Origin of the sequence: Shewanella sp. FDAARGOS_354, assembly GCF_002209245.2 — a bacterium.
GTDB classification, from domain to species: domain Bacteria; phylum Pseudomonadota; class Gammaproteobacteria; order Enterobacterales; family Shewanellaceae; genus Shewanella; species Shewanella xiamenensis.
On record NZ_CP022089.2, the window covers coordinates 2,762,434 to 2,779,493 of the forward strand.

Consider the following 17,060-nt stretch of genomic DNA (forward strand, 5'->3'; position numbering starts at 1 on the left):
GAAACAAAAAAGCGTTAGCAAAAACTGCTAACGCTTTTTATTAACAGATTCTTTTTACTTAAAAAGATGCTGAATATTTTTTAAATCGCCCTTACCTTCGGCAATTTCTTCCGGCGTTAAACCCGTCACTTCATGTGGGAACACTAACCAGTCTTCAGAGGCATGGATATAGTAATCAGGCTTTAAAGGCACAGCGGTATTCTTTGGCTTGTAATAAGGGCAAGCGATACGAATGTCCTGCGGCATATTTAAGCGCATCAGTTGGCTTAACTTTTCCTTCAGCGCATGGATACTGCGGCCAGAGTCAAACACATCATCCACAATCAGTAAGCTATCGCTGGCATTGGCATTTTCAACAATGTAATGCAGACCATGTACTTTGATTTCTTTGCTTTGCTTGTCGGTACCAATACCGTAGTAAGACGAGGTACGCACGGCGATATGGTCGGTTTCAACCTTTTTAAAGTCGAAAAACTCTTGTACCGCGATCCCGATTGGAGCACCGCCACGCCAAATACCCACGATAAACTGCGGACGAAATCCACTCTCATAAACCTGTGAAGCTAATAGAAATGAATCTTCGAGCAGTTGCTGTGCGGTAACGAAATATTTTTCTGACATGACACCGATCCCCATCTTAATTATTGATTTTAGGCGACAAAGCGTAGCTTTTTACCTAGTAAGGTCTGTTCGGCGTCCAAAACACGAGAACAGCATTCTCTTTATAAGAGTCCTAGCAAGTGTAGGCAGCCGCCGAATTTTGGGAGCGAATTTTATACCAAAAAAAACCACCGTGCTGCAGTAATAGTAATAAGTTGTAGATTAACTGCGGTTTATTTTGCATTTTTAGGACAGAACTAACAAAAACGCGCAAAAAAAGGCCACCCAAAGGTGGCCAACAAGGAACGAGTACAAGCTCAACGCAAAGGATGGAGCTTAAGTTTGGCGCTTAAGTTAGCTCACTGGGTTGATAATATGTTCACCGACCTTAGTCATGGCGCTGTAGCTACGGCTGGTCGACTCTTCAAACTCCTTCGCCAGAATCGTGCTGACATAATGCCAGTCGCTACGCACCGCTTCCTTAGTGAAGGTTAAGGTCATAAAACCGCGATCTTTGAGGTTGGTGTATTTAAGATCCGGCACCAACTCGACAATTGCCGCCTCGGTTGCGGGGATCTGCTCCACAGGCAGATTTAAATAGTATTCCAATCCAGGGGATGATACTGAGCTTGTGGCAAACTCCACCCCAACACTATTACCGTTGACGTCTTTAAGCTCATTCGCCCAGGCGTTATGGGTGTCACCCGCGATCACCACTAGGTTGTGATTTTTCGATTTAGCCGTGCCTAAAATCACTTCTCTTTCATAGGCATAACCGTCCCATGCATCCAAATTATAAGGAATAGATGGCAGTTGCAGCAGGGCAATCACCTCTGGCGTTAACAAGGCTTGGTTGGCCTGTAAATACTGTAATTCTGCCGCCGTTAAGGTTGGATCATTTGCCGCTGCGCGGGCCGCTAACTTCGCCAGCGCACCAAGCATGGCGTATTGTGGAATGCTCATTTGCTGGGTGGCAATCGCGGCAGGTAGAGACATTTTGCCCATGAGGATCTGCTGACCCAACACCTGCCAAGTACCCGTGGCTTGCAATAAGGTGCCCTGTAACCAGAGCAACTGGGTTAAACCCAACATGGTGCGAGAGGTCGATGTCACATCGGCGCGGAAACGCTCGCCATCGAAGGCGCCCGTGCTGGCATCCATATAGTCGGCATAGTCGAGCTGCTTATCACGGGCTAACACACGCGTATCGAGCATATGTAAGTCGACTAGATTACCGTAACTAAAGCTACGGTAAATCTCCTCATGGTTGCCCTCGCGCCATGGACGGATTGGCAGCCACTCGAAGTAAGCTTGCAACGCCGCTTCTTTGCGTGCCGCAAAAGTCCCTTCGCCTTCGTTATGATTCTCAGCGCCATCACGCCAAGTATCGTTTGCTACTTCGTGGTCGTCCCATACCGTAATAAAAGGCACTTTAGCATGCAGTTTTTGCAGGCTGGCATCGGTATGGTATTGGGCGTAACGGGTACGATAATCGCTAAGTGTTAGTAGCTCATTGGCGGGTAACACTTCTCGGCCAAGCTCTGCCGCATGTTCGCTGGCATAACCACCACGGGCATATTCGTAAATATAATCCCCAAGATGCACCACGGCATCGAGATCATCCTGTGCCGCTGCCAATTCATACACGTTAAAATAACCCGCAGGAAAGTTAGCGCAGGACATCACGGCTAACTTGACTGAACTCACCTCTCCCTCGGGTAAAGTGCGCGTTTTGCCCACGACAGAGGTTTTATCCGCCGTCATAAAGCGGTAGAAATAGGTTTGTCCCGCACGTAAACCGCGGGCATCAACTTTAACGGTGTAATCACGATTAGCATTAGTGACCATCTCCCCCGTGGTCACTAATTGGGAGAACGCTGCATCACTGGCGACTTGCCAGCTGACTTTTACATCCCCCACAGAATCCGGCGTCACACGGGTCCAAAGGATCACCGCATCCTGCGCTGGGTCACCACTGGCAACCCCATGTAAAAACTGTGCGGGCACAGAGTTATCATCATTACTGTCACTACACCCCATTAGGCCGTAGGAAATCACTGCGGCACCAATACCTTTGGCTGACATGGCTAAAAAATCACGACGAGTCACGGTTCGTTTCATTATTATTATTCCTTTCTAAGATGAGGGTTCACTGGTATGAGGTCTAATGAGGCCCCGATTGTGAGACATCACTGTTACACATTTGTGACATCTTTGTCAGCCTTTTATGATTTCTTTTAATTCATAGCCTTATACTGAATAGCGTACTTTATTTGTACAATACTGGCATAAGGCGCAATGAAGCTGCTAACATCGAATAAGAGGCAAATCGCTCAGATTTTGGCTCATGCTGAGTCAAACCAGAGCATTGTTAAAAAAGGAATTTAGGATGAAAGTCAGCGATATTATGAGCACAGAGGTCATCTGCATCAGCGATGGTGCGAGCCTTAAAGATGCCCACCATTTAATGCAAACCCGCGGCGTGCGCCATTTACCTGTTATTTCTGAAACCGACGGCACCTTAGTCGGTATTCTTACCCACAAAAAGATGATCGCCAGCGTATTATCTATGTTGAATAAATACGGCCAAGGCGCATTGGATCGCAAGGAACGTTACACCCCCATCGCCACTGTGATGGATAAAGATTGCCAATCTCTCACCCCTGATGAACCTTTAACCGTGGTAGTCGAATACTTTATCGGTAATAAACTCGGCTGTTTACCCGTAGTGGATAACAATAAGAAAGTATTGGGAATAGTCACCTCGTCCGACTTTATCAAGCTCTGTCGTACCCTGCTGCAACAGCAAGCTTAACCTCTAATACTCGCCCAATTCCTCGCCAGCTCTCGCAGAGCTGGCGAGTGTGCTTATTTCAACACTCCCAAGGACGCCTGTGGCCAAGTTATTAACCCAAGAGCAATTTATCCGCGCCTATGAATGCGCCGAATTAGGCTGTATCACCAACCATGACCGCCTCGCCCAATTGCTCGCCGATCCCGATTATGACGCTTTACATGAATACAGCGTCTACTTTGGTAAAGTGGCGACACAAATCACCTGTATCAGTGACTTACAAAGTATTGAGGAATTGCATTTTGTCGCGGGCAACCTGAATTGGGATGACCATGATCCCGATATGGTCAGGGCAATTATCGAACATCCACTCTGCGATGCGGGTACCGCCTTATTGCTCTACTGGTACGGACAAGGCTTTTATTACTCCACGCCACAGAGGCTCGACACGCCTTTTGGACAGCTATTCAAAACCATAACCAATAGATTTGTTGAGCGCAGCTATGCCAGTTATAAAATCCATTTTGACCCGATTAAAGAATGTTTTATGCCCTCACTAGAGGATGTATTGACGCGAGGATACCAAATTCCCGGTGCGCTTTTTGCCCCCTACAGCACGATGGAAATCGAAACCGATGCAGGGCACCCAAGGTATCTACAATTTAAAAATGAACTGCTGAAATCGGGTAAATGGGGCAACCAATAAGGGGTGACCTTTTAGGTTTAAGCTGAGGTTGCTGGCGGAATACGGGTAAAACGCTGCCAGCGACCCGAGCGCCAACGGTGCACCATAATCAAGCCTCGCACCCATTCATCGGCCGCAACAGCAAGCCAAGCGGCCAGCACGCCATAACCTAAATGCAGCCCAAAGAACCAAGCCAATAACACGCCAATTCCCCACATGCTAAACAGGCCAACCCGCACCGGAAACGCCACATCCCCCGCGCCTTTTAATGCCGAAATAATCACCAGATTGAAGACTCGGCCGGTTTCCAGCGCGATAGAGCCCAATAGCAGAAGTGCAGTAAGTTCAATCACTTTAGGATTTTCACTCAACCAACCCACAATGGTAAAACGCTGCCAATAAAAGGTTAACACTATGGCAAGGGAGACTATAAAGCCTACTAAGCAATACTTTTGCACCCGCACAGTGATCTCATCAAACCATTGTTTACCGACGTAGTAACCGGTTTGGATTTGCGCCGCCTGCCCCAATGCCACCGAAAAACAGTAAATAAAGCGACTGATATTCAAGCCATAGGTATAAGCCGTTAACGATAAGGTGCCCATCTGGCTGATAAAATAGATGATGGTCATCTGCGCCACATTGTAGGACAGCATTTCGCCCGCATTAAGCAAACCTATGCGCATCACGCTCCAATAGGTGCTGCGCGGCAATAATTTAAGTCGTTGCATTGGCAGCGGAATATGCTTACTGCGGATCACCGCCAGCATAATCAAGGCACCAATCATCTGGCTGGTCACAGTCGAAATCGCCACCCCAGTTACCCCATAAACCGGCAAACCAAAGGGAGAATAGAGGGCAATATAGTTACCGAGCACGTTCATCAATCCCGTGCTCAATGTGACCAACATAGCCGAGCGGGTAAAACCGTAACTACGTAAGATGGCAGCAAAGGCGATGTTCATCACCAGTCCGATACTTAAACTGCCGCAGATCAGCAGATAATCGTAACCATAGCCCGCAACCTTAGGCTCTAGCGCAAATAAACCGATAATGCCGTGGGCACTGAAAAACATCGCAGCGCCCATCACCACTGCTAAACCTAAACTTAAGGCCACGCTGGCGACACCAATATCGGTCGCCTGTTGGGTTCGCCCCGCACCGTTATTTTGGCTGATCAGAATACTGGCACCCGTGCTGACCATCATGGACATCACCATCATAAAAAACATCAATTGGGTGGTGAGTCCGACCGCCGCAACCGCATTATCGGAATAATGGCTCAGCATAAAAATATCGCTGATCCCGAGTAAGGATTGCAGCAAGGTTTCGATAAAAATCGGCCAAGTGAGGGCGACAATGCCCATGCGTTGTTGCAGGGTTTTAGCTGATGTGGCCACGTCCAATCCTTACCGCTGGAAGACAAGTGAAATAGCAATAACACGCCAAGGCTGGCGAGCGGTAATTTTCTTACATTTTTAGATTGTGCTCAATCCTTCATCAAACCTAAAACCTGCCCCTGCAACCGTATTCATTGGGCGAAGCTCAATACATAGGAGTCGCAATACATCAGCAATGACAAATCAATAAGCGTTAATCAATAACTGCTAATCAACTGAAATAGATGGCGTTAATTGCAAATCCCCCATGACACACTACCCTTTTCGTGATTGAGTCGATACACTTTGCCGACCACAAGGGGCGATAAACGCTCACCGAATATATTCAGGGAAACTGCACATGAGCCAACGCTATTTAGAAGACGGAATTAAACAATTGGTGAGCGAGTTTATCGCCGCAGGTTGCCCTTCGGTGCGCGAGCAAAGCCTTGAGGAGCGTCGCCAAGGCTATATCGCCAGCACAGTATTGGCTGGCGAGCCGGAAGCCGTATTTGAGGTCAAAACCTTATCCCTTGAGGGTATAGAATTAACCCTTTTTAAGCCCTCGGCGGATAACAACTTACCCGTGGTCATTTACTATCACGGCGGCTGTTTTGTTAGCGGCGGCATCGCTACTCATAATCAGCAACTGCGTAAAATCGCCAATGATTCCGGCGCATTAGTGGTGGCGGTTAGCTATCGTCTCGCCCCTGAGCATGTGTACCCAGCAGCCCATGACGATGCCTTCAATGCTGCCAATCTCGTACAGCAACATTGCCAGCAATGGGGCGGCGATAACACCAATATCACTCTGATGGGCGACAGTGCCGGCGGCCATTTAGCCTTAGTCACTTGCCTGCGGTTAAAAGCCAAAGGGCAATGGTTGCCTAAAAAACAAGTGCTTATCTATCCGATGTTGGATGCGACCGCCAAAAGCCAGAGTTATATCGACAATGGCGACAAGTACATTATCACCCGCGACACACTGCTCACAGGCTTTGATATGTACCTCGACTGGCATCCCAGAACCGACGTTGAAGCCAGCCCACTGCGTAGCCAGGATTTAGCAGGTTTACCCGAAACTCACATTATTACCGCCGAGTTCGATCCCCTGTTAGATGAGGGCGAACAGCTATTCCGTAACCTATTAGATGCAGGCGTCGATGCCCATTGCCGCCGCTATTTAGGGGTGATCCACGGCTTCTTCCAACTCGCTGGCGTCAGCCAATCGGCACGTGATGCCATGGTGCAAGTAACCCACATTATTCGCACTTAATCCTCACTAAGCCGCATGTCTAGATAAAAGCCATGCGGCGATTGAATCCATTCAACGAATAACCTATTGCATGATAACGCAATGATCTAACGGCGCTATTTCGCCTCTGGTCGACTCAGCTTGTAGATCACTTCTTTATGCTGCGGATACATCGCCAGCAAAGCTTCTTGGCTAAACAACTCAAAGTCATCGAAGGTAAAACCGGGTGATACCATACAGCCCACCAGCGAGAATCCATCTTGATTCATCGCCGAGCCAAAAATGCAGCCCTTAGGCACTAAAAACTGTGGTCTTTCGCCCGCAGCTAAATCAAGTCCTAACTGCGCCGTGGTCAGCTCGCCTTCGGGGGAAATCATATAAATCGTCAATGATTGCCCCGCATGGAAATACCACATCTCATCGGCCGTAAGTCGATGAAAATGCGACACTTCACCCGTTCGCAGTAAGAAATAAATACTGCTCCACAGCTGACGACTCGAATCGAAGGCCGAATCGGAGCGATAAGACGAACGGTAATATCCGCCTTCTACATGCTGCTCAAGCGCTAAATACTGAATAAAATCATCTGCCGTGTGCATGGCATTTCCTCGTTTTAAATGTTAATGCGCCAAAGTTTACACTCTCACCTAAATGGGATTAACCCTAATTATTTGCAGATCGAGGATTTGACCACAAAAACCACCTAAACTGATAAAGCTAGTCGACTATTCATCATATTGTTAACAATGCTGAACCCAAGTTTAAGGTTTGAATATCCACAAAAAAAAGCTAAATTCAAAACCAAATGACTGCCAATAATGACATTTGCAGTAGCAAGGATAATGAACACATAAAATGTGTCAGGGAGTAGATTTGATGATCAATGTTGAGCAAATCGCTTTAGTGCTGGACGCCCTACCCGATCCAGCGTTTATCCTTTCCCAAAGTGGCCGTTATATTGCGGTGTTTGGCGGTAAAGATGATCGTTATTACCATGATGGTAGTGGATTAGTCGGCCTATATATCAGTGACGTATTAAACGAAGAAAAAGCCAATTATTACCTCAGCATTATTGAACAAGCTTTAATAAGCCGTAAATTGCTCATCGAAGAATATGAGCTCAGTAACAAAGATATCAAAGGCTTACCTGAACAAGGCCCCACCGAACCTATTTGGTTTGAAGGGCGCATTCAGGCATTAGATTTTCTCGTCGATAATGAACCCGTGGTGCTATGGGTCGCCAGCAATATCTCCAAACGCCATCAGCTTGAAGTCCAGCTTCGGCAATTAAGCGATACAGACCAACTCACAGGACTATTTAACCGTCGCCGATTAGAGCGCGACTTAAACCTGCTGTTCGATACCTATAGTAGGCACCGCATTCCCGCCTCGATCTTAGTGCTCGATCTGGACAATCTAAAATTGATCAACGATCAACTTGGGCACCATGCGGGTGATAACGTCATCATGGCTGTGGCCGACACTTGCAAGCAGCAATTTCGCAAAACCGACAGTGCCTACCGTTTTGGTGGGGATGAGTTTGTCGTCGCCCTGCCCGGCGTTGAATACGATCAAGCCATAGTGTTTGCAGAATTTCTCTGCGATTGCTGCTTCAAAGCACTACAAAAACACGCCGTAAAAGGGCTCTTCGCCACCGTCAGTATTGGTGTCGCCACCATAGAGGCGAGCGATAAATCCTATGAAGACACCTTAAAACGCGCCGATGCCGCGCTCTATCAAGCCAAGCGGAATGGTAAGAATCGCGTTATCGCCAATAGTGCTTAAGGCTGTATATCCGTGGCAACGGCCATTAAAAAAGCGAACCTAGGTTCGCTTTTTTAATCATATCAAATACTTAATATTTACTATTAGTTCGCTGCTTTGGCCTTGCGGGCGGCGTGCAGTTTCTTATAGCTTTCAATTAAGCGTAAATGTGGCTCAATCCCTTCGAGCTGCATGCTGGTCTTAGTCAAGCCGCTGAAACGGACTTTACCAGTAACGCTGCCGACCACTTGTTCCATCACTTCCGCGCCAAACATGCGGGTAAAGTTATGGCTAAAGTCTTCGAGTTCAAGGTCTTCATCCAGTGTCACTTCCAGTACCGCGCTCATTGCTTGGAAGAACAGATTGCGCTTCACAGTATTGTCGTTAAATTGCAGGAACTCACCGACTAATTCGAGCGCCTCTTCATGCGCGCCGAGTGCTAGATAAATCAGGATCTTAAGTTCGATAATCGTTAACTTGCCCCAGACGGTATTTTCATCGAAGACGATACCAATCAGGGTACGAATATCGGTGTAGTTATCGAGCTGACTTTCCTCTAAACGATTGACTAGGTTAACCAATTGCTTAGTGCTTAGAGAATGCAGATTCAGAATATCTTCACGGTAATCCAGCGCTTTGTTGGTGTTATCCCAAATCAGGTCTTCAACTGGATAAACCTCAGAGTAATCAGGGACTAAAATACGGCAAGCCGATGCGCCTAACTGGGTAAATTCGGCAACATACACCTCTTTACCCAGCTCTTCTAAAATGCCGAATAAGCGGTCCGCTTCCTCTTCGTTGGTGCCGGAGAAATCCCATTCGCAGAACTCATAGTCATGCTTGCTGCTAAAGAAGCGCCAAGAGATCACCCCTGTTGAGTCGATAAAGTGCTCGACAAAGTTTTCTGGCTCGCTCACCGCCATGCTGTTAAAGGTCGGTTTTGGCACATCGTTTAAGCCTTCGAAGCTGCGACCTTGAAGTAATTCGGTTAGGCTGCGCTCCAATGCCACTTCAAAGCTTGGGTGGGCGCCGAAGGAGGCAAATACGCCGCCGGTTTTCGGGTTCATCAGCGTCACGCACATCACAGGGAACTGGCCGCCTAAGGAGGCGTCTTTCACCACCACTTGGAAGCCTTGTTCTTCTAAACCCTTAATGCCCGCAAGAATGCTTGGGTATTTTTCTAACACCGACATAGGCACGTCTGGCAGGACGATTTCCTGCTCGATGATTTGGCGTTTCACCGCGCGCTCGAATATCTCAGAGAGACACTGCACTTCGGCTTCTTTCAGGTTATTACCCGCGCTCATGCCGTTGCTTAAGAACAGGTTTTCAATCAGGTTTGATGGAAAGTACACAGTCTCGCCATCGGATTTACGGGTATAAGGAATCGCACAAATACCACGTTCACGATTGCCCGAGTTAGTGTCGATAAGATGCGAGCCACACAGCTCCTCATCGGGATTGTAAATCTCGAGGCAATAATCATCTAACAATCCCGCTGGCAGCGAATCGTCCTCTTCTAAAGCAAACCATTTTTCATTCGGGTAATGCACAAACTCGCTACTCGCGATCTCAACCCCAAAGAATTGATCGTTATAGAAGAAGTTATTGTTTAAACGCTCGATAAACTCGCCGAGGGCCGAGCACAGCGCGCTCTCTTTGGTTGCGCCTTTACCATTGGTAAAACACATGGGCGATGCGGCATCACGGATATGCAGTGACCACACATTGGGCACAATATTGCGCCATGAGGAGATCTCAATCTTCATCCCCAAATCGGCGAGCATCGCCGTCATATTGGCAATGGTCTGCTCCAGCGGTAAATCTTTGCCCAAAATATAGGTGCTGCTCTCTCCCGCGGGATGACCCATCAACATGGCATTGGCATCGGCATCGAGGTTTTCAACGGTTTCGATTCTAAATTCTGGGCCAGTCTGCACTACTTTTTTCACTGTGCAGCGGTCGATAGAGCGCAGAATACCTTCGCGGTCTTTATCCGAAATATCATCGGGCAATTCGACATTGATCTGGAAAATCTGGTTATAGCGATCTTCTGGGTCGACAATATTGTTTTGCGACAGGCGGATATTGTCCGTCGGAATATCGCGGGATTTACAATATACCTTCACAAAGTAGGCCGCACACAGCGCCGAAGAAGCTAAGAAGTAGTCGAAGGGACTCGGCGCCGAGCCGTCGCCCTTATAACGAATGGGCTGATCGGCCGTTACCGTAAAATCGTCGAACTTGGCTTCGAGTCTCAGGTTGTCGAGAAAATTAACTTTGATTTCCATTAGAATTTTTCCACTCAATATGCTCAAACGCGGTAATCGCATCCGTTACCGCACAGCATTGCCCTTGGGCGCTATCATCTGGGGGGAATTATCGGTGTTTTTCGACCATTAGTCTTGGGTTAATTATGTTAAAAAAACACCAGCGGGAGTTTTATGCAGTGAGCAGCAAGTAGAACAGTGGGATTTATTGCGGCATTGACTGTGGTTTGGCTAAGGATTAATGCTCAGCGTCGCCTTGCTTATCCGCCTCGCGCTTAACCAGTAGAAAGGTTAAATACATCTTGGTCGGCAGGGATAACGCCATGCCAACGGCAACGCATACGGCGCTGATAATAATCCCCTTAACACCCATGGCTTCGACACTTTCATTAAAGTTATGCAGATAAATGCCGAGCGCAATCAGGCACAGCCCTATGCTAATACAGATTTTTAAGAGGGTGATCAGCCTAGCATCCGTCATGGTTTACGCCGCCATTTATAAAATTTGGCTGTAAGCGGTTAATGAACCAGTGAAGCCCTACTCAATTCCACTGAGATCAACATTCCATGGCATCAGATCCGACATATCATCGGCGATTGAACGCTTTGGCAACTCCGTGAACAGGTGCCGGAAGTAATAATAGGGGTTGATGTCATTCGCCCGACACGTCATGACCAAGCTATACAGATTGGCACTGGCTTTCGCACCACCGACTGACGTTGAGAACATCCAGTTTTTTCGCCCCGTCGTGAACGGCCGGATATCCCGCTCTGTCACATTGTTGTCGATGCTGATATGTCCATCTTCCAGGTAGGTCAGCAGCTTAGGCCACTGATTCTTGGTGTAGGTGATGGCCTGGCCTAATGCTCCTTTGGGCAGCACATTCAGGCTATCGAGCCACGCTTTGAAGTCATTCAATATGGGGAGGCTTTCTTGCATCCTCAGCTGTTGGCGGGCTTCGGCCGACAGCGTTTTGGCTCGCTTTTCTATCCCATACAGTTTGGCGATAAAGGCCAGGGCCTTTTCGGGTTTCCCTGCCTTTTTCGAAGGGGATGCCTTTTGAGCATCGGTGAACTTGCGGCGCACATGCGCCATGCACGCGGCTTGAGTGACACCGTCTACCGTGTCATACGCACTGTAACCATCTGACAACAGATAACCATGGTAATCACCAAGGAATTCGCGCACACAAGCGCCTGCTCGGCTGGGGTGATAGTCGTAGATGACGACGGGATTGGGGGTGAACTCGCCGCTGCGATAAACCCACATATAGGATTTGGACTGGGCCTGTCTGTCTTCTTCTCTGAGCACTTGCACCGTGGTTTCATCGGCGCAGATGAGGGATTCTTTTAGGAGCTGCGCTTTCATTGCATCGATAATGACCTGCACTTTACTGCCAAGCTGCACACACCAGTTGGCCAAGGTGGCGCGACTAATATCTATACCCGAGCGGTTCAGGATATCTACCTGACGGTAGAGCGGCAGTGCATCGACGTATTTGGCGGTGACCACGGCGGCGAAGGCCTCGGCACTGCCAAGGCTTTTAGGGAGCATACTCGCCGGTTTTGGAGCTGTGACCACTTTGCTGGTTTCGGCTGTTTGCTCGCAGTGGCGACAAGCATATTTGGTGCGCTCATGGCGAATGACACTCACTCGCTGAGGTAGGATTTTCAGGGTTTCGCTGATTTCCTTACCGCATTCATGTAAAGGCGCATCACAGCAGTCGCAATACGGCGCATTTAAGGTATGGGTTTGCACCTCGCGTTCAAGGTCAGCAGGCAGCGGTTTACGACCCGTTTTTCTGCGCTCTTTAGGTGAGGAAGGCAACGCGTTTTGCTGTTCAGCTTCGTTGAACGTTCCTTTGGCGACTTTTTCGCTTTGGGCAGCGAAGCGTTTGGATTTGCTGAGGTTGAGCTGCTCAACGAGCAATTGCACCTGCGTTTTGAGGGCGGCGACTTCCTCCTCTTTGGCCTGCAACAATGCATCCTTGGCAAGAAGCATGGCCTTGAGTTGTTCTATATCATCGGGGTAGTCGGTCACTGGGCATCATCTACAGCATTGTATGGTGCCCAGTGTGACGGTTAAAAAGGATCGTTCAAGTGCAAAATTACGATCAGTGTCTAGCATCACACTTCTAGCCCATTTAAAGGCCGATGGGCTTTGTTGTTCTCGAGTGACAGCCCAGAGAGCAACCAGTGAAGTTGCGGTTTGCTGATGACAATCACGCCCTGGGAATTCGGGCGAGGCCATTTGAAGGTACCGTTCTCCAAACGGCGATAGTAAAGCCAAAACCCGTTGGTATCCCAAAACAAGATTTTGAGTTTATCGCGTCCGCGATTACAGAATATAAACCAGGCCTCGCTGAACGGGTCCATGTCGAGTTGTTCGGCGACAATGAGCGACAGACCATCGATAGACTTTCGCATGTCGGTGACACCGGAGACCAGAAAGACCTTGCCGGAGGGAGTCATTGCAAGGCATCCACCCAGTGTTTGATCTGAGCGGTACTCAGTGTTGTTGGTAATTCAGCGCGAATACCATTGGCAAAAGTAATGATCACCGACTCAGCCTTCGTCTCTTCATATTCATTGAAAATAATAGGCTGAAGTGTTTGCGTTGCGTCAGGAGAACGCAATCGCTTAGACCAATAGTAGAAGGTTTGATAACTGATGCCGCTGTCTGCACAGAATTGCTTGATGGAAAGCGTGCTTTGTTTTTGTTGCTCAACAACTGTTGCCCAATGGGCGCGCTTTTGCTCTTGGTTCATAGTGCCTCCGATGAAAAAGGCACTATGTCAAAGTATTGGTATTATCCGTCATTCCGCAGCTAATTCCAGAATTTAAATAGTGTGATCTGGCGATCAGCTTTTCATAAAAACTACGACACCATCTTGACCGCGATCGACAGTTTTGATCTATTACTGCTATTTGACGGTCTCAAAATATGTCTACCCATCCTGTTATTAAACGCTTAGATCACCTTGGTCTCATTGCCGCCTTTTGTCACGAAATTGGCCTGCCACGGATGATAGATGCCGTTATCCCAAAATATTCTGACCACAATGTTTCTCATGGTGACGCGGTATTGGCCATGCTCCTAAATGGACTTGGCTTTCATAGCAGAACACTGCACATGTTCTCGGACTTTTTTAAGACCAAGCCTGTATCTAAGCTACTCGCCAAAGACATTGAAGCACACCACCTGACTGATGATGTACTAGGCCGCACATTAGATGCTCTATACGAAGCCGATGTCTCAGCGCTCTATCAGGTTATTGCTGAGCGTGTTGTTGATAAACTGGGCTTGACGACCGATTCTGTTCATCTTGATATCACTAGCTTCCACGTTGATGGTGAGTATGCACAAGATGAAAACACCAACGTGATTAAGCTTGTAAGAGGTTATAGTCGGGATCATAGGCCAGAGCTTAACCAAGTCGTGCTTGAACTCATCTGTGAAAACCAAGCAGGTATTCCTGTTTACATGCAAGCACTGAGTGGTAACACCAATGATGCCAAGGCATTCGCTGAAGTCACTAAAAGACACATACATTGCCTAAAAGCCGCGCAAAATAGTCGTTACTTTATCGCTGATGCCGCTTTGTACACCGAAGAAAGCATCTCCTCGCTAGATGAGCAAAATCAAAAATTCATTACCCGTGTCCCCATGACCATCAAGCTCGCAAAACAAGCACTACTTGCGCTAGAGCCAGAGCAATTAAGCACTATCGGTCATGGCTACTCAGGATGTTGGATAGACTCGGATTACGGAAAGGTCAATCAACGTTGGTTGCTCGTTCACAGTGAACAGGCCACCAAGCGGGAAGAAATCACTTTCTTCAAGAACTTAGAGAAAAACATAGCAAAAGAAATCAAAGCGTTGGAAAAGCTAAGTAAAAAACCATTCGCTTGTGAAGTTGACGCAGAATTAGCGTTTAACGATTTCAAGAAACAATGTGACTTACTTGGGTTTGAACAAGGCACTCTCATCAAACAGCCGACTTACTCTCATTCGGGCCGCCCAAAGACAGATGAAGCACCGACAGGATACCAATACTTTATCGAAGCCGCCCCCTTCACCGACCTAGAAAAAGTAAAACTGGCTAAGCTCAAAGTAGGCATGTTTATCCTCGCGACGAATGACACCGACAATGAAGCACTCACCATGGCGGCTCTTCTAGCACATTACAAATCGCAACAAAAAGTCGAGCGCGGCTTCCGTTTTCTAAAAAGCCCTGAGTTTTTAACCTCTTCCATCTTCTTGAAAAAGCCTGAGCGCATTGAAGCGTTGCTAATGATAATGACGTTGAGCTTGCTTGTTTACGCTAGTTTAGAACACAAAATCAGAGAACAACTCGCACAAACCGAAGCGTTCTTCCCAAGTATGGTAAAGAACAAGACGACCTCCAGACCGACGGCACGTTGGGTCTTCTTGCAATTCGAAGGCATAGATACGCTAGAGATTAACGGCCAAAGGTTCATCACTGGACTTCAAGATCACCAAACACAACTACTCAAATTACTCGGTAGATTCTATGAGGTAGTTTATTCCTAAATTAGCTGCGGAATGTCGGCAGGGCGACCGCATGAGTGTCTACATTTTAACCACATGACTAAAACCAGCGCTTAATACCTCCTCTAGCATGGTTGTGCTCATCATGCATCGCTTTTGTTTACCAACAATGCTTAGCTTGGTTGGCTCTGCTCGAAGCATATTCAAACTCATATGGCGTAAGCAAGACAGATTTTCTGCACCATGACCTTTATATATCTGGCACGCATCTTCATTCATGGTGACATCAAGCACCCAGTGCATTGACTCTATGCCCCAGTGGTCTCTGACTGCTACCGCAGCTTGCTCTGCACTAAGCGCTTTGGAACTGATGTAATAACGGTACTCTAGCTCGACAGATTTGCCTTTCTCAAAGCGGAAGTTTTCAACCATGATAATGTTCTTCAACCCTTTCCAGCGAGAGAAGTCACCATCAAGGTTGGTACTGGCCAAAACATAGCATTGGCGAGACTCTATACGTCCATGCCCCTGTTCAAGGTTGACAGTGTCTGCCACATTGGCTCGCTGAGATGAGAATGCTTTTTCCATCGCTTGTCGGAGTTTTCCTTGATTGCTCTTTACTGCAAGCAAGTAATCACCACCTTGCTCTACAATGGCTTTGGCTATACTAGTCTGACAAGCCATTGCATCAATGGTGACTAGGGCTCCCCTGATATCAAGCATCTTTATCAGCTCAGGAATGGCCGTTATTTCATTACTCTTTTGCTCAGTTTTTAACTGTCCCAACACAAGTTTGTTTGATGATGCATAAGCACTGATCATATGGATAGTGCTCGACCTATCTTCGCGATTGTATGAGCCTCGAAGTGTTTTTCCGTCGATCGCAACGACTTGACCTTGGGTAAGAGTATGTACTGACGACATCCAGTTGATGAAGCACTCATGAAACGACTCTGGTTCAATCGTCGATATTATGCGAGCAATAGTGTCATCAACAGGAATGCCGTTCACAAAGAGGCCATTACGCTTAAACCAATCATGATGACCGAGAATGTATTCACGAATATCAAACCAGCCTTTCGCGCCTGCAATCACCGCACATAGCGAGCCAAAAAGGACTTCAAACAGGCAATATGTGACCTTTGCACCTTGGCGTTGGTCGATAATCGTTTGAAAATGTTCTTTGAAGTGGTCAATGTGCATGGTGCTCTCCCTAAAAAGGGAGTATATGATCACAGCTAAATGTGATCGTCAAATCGATCATGAATTTGGTTAAAAAGTGTTCGCGATCTCACCCTGGGAATGTCGGTTTTATAAATCGAAGTAAATTATCTTTATTTAAAAAATCATATTTATATTCAACATCAAAATTATCAATTACCGCATAAGATATTTTACACAAAACCCAAGCGTGAAAGATGTCTAATGCATTAGATCTATCATGCAGATAAGTCTCTAATCTCAAATAGTGATTGAATGTTATATAAATTGGCAAAGGTAGTTTTTCGTCATTAATACAGGTATTGTATGCGCATCTCATTTGATGCGTTTTCCCTGTACCTCTCGGGCCAGTTATTAATTTAGCACCTACTTGTATTAACTTTTTCTGAATATACTTAAAGTGTTCACTGTTTGCCGTCCAGCTCAGCAATTGCTCAACGCTTAAATAGTCAGCCCGCTCTTCGTATTCGCTACTATCAAAAAATGATAGATCTATCCCTAACTGCTCGGCCATAAGAGGATTCCCTTTACATATATTATAAATGACTGTATTATATCCCTAATTTTATAAGGTTACCA

The 17,060-nt window shown here is 47.1% G+C and carries 16 protein-coding genes; 5 read left to right on the forward strand and 11 right to left on the reverse strand.

Annotation, left to right across the window (positions count from 1 at the left end; all coding sequences use genetic code 11):
• Positions 1-54 precede the first annotated feature (54 nt).
• Together CEQ32_RS12435 and CEQ32_RS12440 are read right to left on the reverse strand one after the other, a co-directional pair.
• Positions 55-621 (reverse strand): phosphoribosyltransferase, encoded by a 567-nt coding sequence (locus CEQ32_RS12435; RefSeq protein WP_011624046.1) that lies wholly within the window; start codon positions 619-621, stop codon positions 55-57.
• A gap of 333 nt (positions 622-954) precedes the next feature.
• Positions 955-2,721 (reverse strand): alkaline phosphatase D family protein, encoded by a 1,767-nt coding sequence (locus CEQ32_RS12440; RefSeq protein ID WP_088586125.1) that lies wholly within the window; start codon positions 2,719-2,721, stop codon positions 955-957.
• Between the two features lie 268 nt (positions 2,722-2,989).
• Here CEQ32_RS12440 and CEQ32_RS12445 point away from each other — a divergent pair, with 268 nt between their 5' ends.
• Together CEQ32_RS12445 and CEQ32_RS12450 are read left to right on the forward strand one after the other, a co-directional pair.
• A complete protein-coding gene (locus tag CEQ32_RS12445) occupies positions 2,990-3,415 on the forward strand; it encodes an HPP family protein (protein WP_069453544.1) in 426 nt (141 codons plus the stop codon).
• Positions 3,416-3,494: 79 nt separating this feature from the next.
• Entirely contained in the window at positions 3,495-4,100 is a 606-nt protein-coding gene (locus tag CEQ32_RS12450) for a DUF4274 domain-containing protein (protein WP_088586126.1), read from the forward strand.
• A gap of 17 nt (positions 4,101-4,117) precedes the next feature.
• Here CEQ32_RS12450 and CEQ32_RS12455 read toward each other — a convergent pair whose 3' ends face one another.
• Complete coding sequence (locus CEQ32_RS12455) at positions 4,118-5,479, reverse strand: MATE family efflux transporter (RefSeq protein WP_088586127.1); 1,362 nt, start codon at positions 5,477-5,479, stop codon at positions 4,118-4,120.
• Between the two features lie 340 nt (positions 5,480-5,819).
• Between CEQ32_RS12455 and CEQ32_RS12460 the strand changes: the two genes are divergently transcribed.
• Positions 5,820-6,734, forward strand: a complete 915-nt coding sequence (locus CEQ32_RS12460) for an alpha/beta hydrolase (protein WP_088586128.1) — start codon at positions 5,820-5,822, stop codon at positions 6,732-6,734.
• 95 nt (positions 6,735-6,829) lie between these two features.
• Here the strand turns inward: CEQ32_RS12460 and CEQ32_RS12465 are convergent, their stop codons facing one another.
• Complete coding sequence (locus CEQ32_RS12465; protein ID WP_088586129.1) at positions 6,830-7,312, reverse strand: cupin domain-containing protein; 483 nt, start codon at positions 7,310-7,312, stop codon at positions 6,830-6,832.
• Between the two features lie 277 nt (positions 7,313-7,589).
• Between CEQ32_RS12465 and CEQ32_RS12470 the strand changes: the two genes are divergently transcribed.
• On the forward strand, positions 7,590-8,498 hold the full coding sequence (locus CEQ32_RS12470) for a GGDEF domain-containing protein (RefSeq protein ID WP_069453549.1): 909 nt from the start codon (positions 7,590-7,592) through the stop codon (positions 8,496-8,498).
• Between the two features lie 83 nt (positions 8,499-8,581).
• On the opposite strand, the gene CEQ32_RS12475 is transcribed toward CEQ32_RS12470, so the two are convergent.
• The 5 genes from CEQ32_RS12475 to tnpA all read right to left on the reverse strand — a co-directional run bounded on the left by CEQ32_RS12475 (position 8,582) and on the right by tnpA (position 13,515).
• Positions 8,582-10,768: an OsmC domain/YcaO domain-containing protein gene (locus CEQ32_RS12475; protein ID WP_088586130.1), complete on the reverse strand. Its 2,187-nt coding sequence runs from the start codon at positions 10,766-10,768 to the stop codon at positions 8,582-8,584.
• A gap of 217 nt (positions 10,769-10,985) precedes the next feature.
• Positions 10,986-11,228 (reverse strand): hypothetical protein, encoded by a 243-nt coding sequence (locus CEQ32_RS12480; RefSeq protein WP_088586131.1) that lies wholly within the window; start codon positions 11,226-11,228, stop codon positions 10,986-10,988.
• A 57-nt stretch (positions 11,229-11,285) separates the two neighbouring features.
• Positions 11,286-12,788 carry an IS66 family transposase gene (gene tnpC, locus CEQ32_RS12485; protein ID WP_088585867.1) on the reverse strand — a complete coding sequence of 501 codons (1,503 nt, stop codon included), beginning with the start codon at positions 12,786-12,788 and terminating at the stop codon, positions 11,286-11,288.
• An 86-nt stretch (positions 12,789-12,874) separates the two neighbouring features.
• Positions 12,875-13,174 (reverse strand): IS66 family insertion sequence element accessory protein TnpB, encoded by a 300-nt coding sequence (gene tnpB / locus CEQ32_RS12490; protein ID WP_164717892.1) that lies wholly within the window; start codon positions 13,172-13,174, stop codon positions 12,875-12,877.
• 41 nt (positions 13,175-13,215) lie between these two features.
• Positions 13,216-13,515 carry an IS66 family insertion sequence element accessory protein TnpA gene (gene tnpA, locus CEQ32_RS12495; protein WP_088585869.1) on the reverse strand — a complete coding sequence of 100 codons (300 nt, stop codon included), beginning with the start codon at positions 13,513-13,515 and terminating at the stop codon, positions 13,216-13,218.
• 176 nt (positions 13,516-13,691) lie between these two features.
• Between tnpA and CEQ32_RS12500 the strand changes: the two genes are divergently transcribed.
• Positions 13,692-15,302 (forward strand): IS1634-like element ISSpu7 family transposase, encoded by a 1,611-nt coding sequence (locus CEQ32_RS12500; protein WP_011787758.1) that lies wholly within the window; start codon positions 13,692-13,694, stop codon positions 15,300-15,302.
• Between the two features lie 39 nt (positions 15,303-15,341).
• Here CEQ32_RS12500 and CEQ32_RS12505 read toward each other — a convergent pair whose 3' ends face one another.
• Complete coding sequence (locus CEQ32_RS12505) at positions 15,342-16,463, reverse strand: ISAs1 family transposase (RefSeq protein ID WP_088585462.1); 1,122 nt, start codon at positions 16,461-16,463, stop codon at positions 15,342-15,344.
• 88 nt (positions 16,464-16,551) lie between these two features.
• Complete coding sequence (locus CEQ32_RS12510) at positions 16,552-16,995, reverse strand: hypothetical protein (RefSeq protein WP_088586132.1); 444 nt, start codon at positions 16,993-16,995, stop codon at positions 16,552-16,554.
• Positions 16,996-17,060 lie beyond the last annotated feature (65 nt).

Coding starts and splice junctions, on each gene's coding strand:
- CEQ32_RS12435 (WP_011624046.1), bottom strand. CDS start 621: ATGTCAGAAAAATATTTCGTTACCGCACAGCAACTGCTCGAAGATTCA.
- CEQ32_RS12440 (WP_088586125.1), bottom strand. CDS start 2,721: ATGAAACGAACCGTGACTCGTCGTGATTTTTTAGCCATGTCAGCCAAA.
- CEQ32_RS12445 (WP_069453544.1), top strand. CDS start 2,990: ATGAAAGTCAGCGATATTATGAGCACAGAGGTCATCTGCATCAGCGAT.
- CEQ32_RS12460 (WP_088586128.1), top strand. CDS start 5,820: ATGAGCCAACGCTATTTAGAAGACGGAATTAAACAATTGGTGAGCGAG.
- CEQ32_RS12465 (WP_088586129.1), bottom strand. CDS start 7,312: ATGCACACGGCAGATGATTTTATTCAGTATTTAGCGCTTGAGCAGCAT.
- CEQ32_RS12470 (WP_069453549.1), top strand. CDS start 7,590: ATGATCAATGTTGAGCAAATCGCTTTAGTGCTGGACGCCCTACCCGAT.
- CEQ32_RS12475 (WP_088586130.1), bottom strand. CDS start 10,768: ATGGAAATCAAAGTTAATTTTCTCGACAACCTGAGACTCGAAGCCAAG.
- CEQ32_RS12480 (WP_088586131.1), bottom strand. CDS start 11,228: ATGACGGATGCTAGGCTGATCACCCTCTTAAAAATCTGTATTAGCATA.
- tnpB (WP_164717892.1), bottom strand. CDS start 13,174: ATGCGAAAGTCTATCGATGGTCTGTCGCTCATTGTCGCCGAACAACTC.
- tnpA (WP_088585869.1), bottom strand. CDS start 13,515: ATGAACCAAGAGCAAAAGCGCGCCCATTGGGCAACAGTTGTTGAGCAA.
- CEQ32_RS12500 (WP_011787758.1), top strand. CDS start 13,692: ATGTCTACCCATCCTGTTATTAAACGCTTAGATCACCTTGGTCTCATT.
- CEQ32_RS12505 (WP_088585462.1), bottom strand. CDS start 16,463: ATGCACATTGACCACTTCAAAGAACATTTTCAAACGATTATCGACCAA.
- CEQ32_RS12510 (WP_088586132.1), bottom strand. CDS start 16,995: ATGGCCGAGCAGTTAGGGATAGATCTATCATTTTTTGATAGTAGCGAA.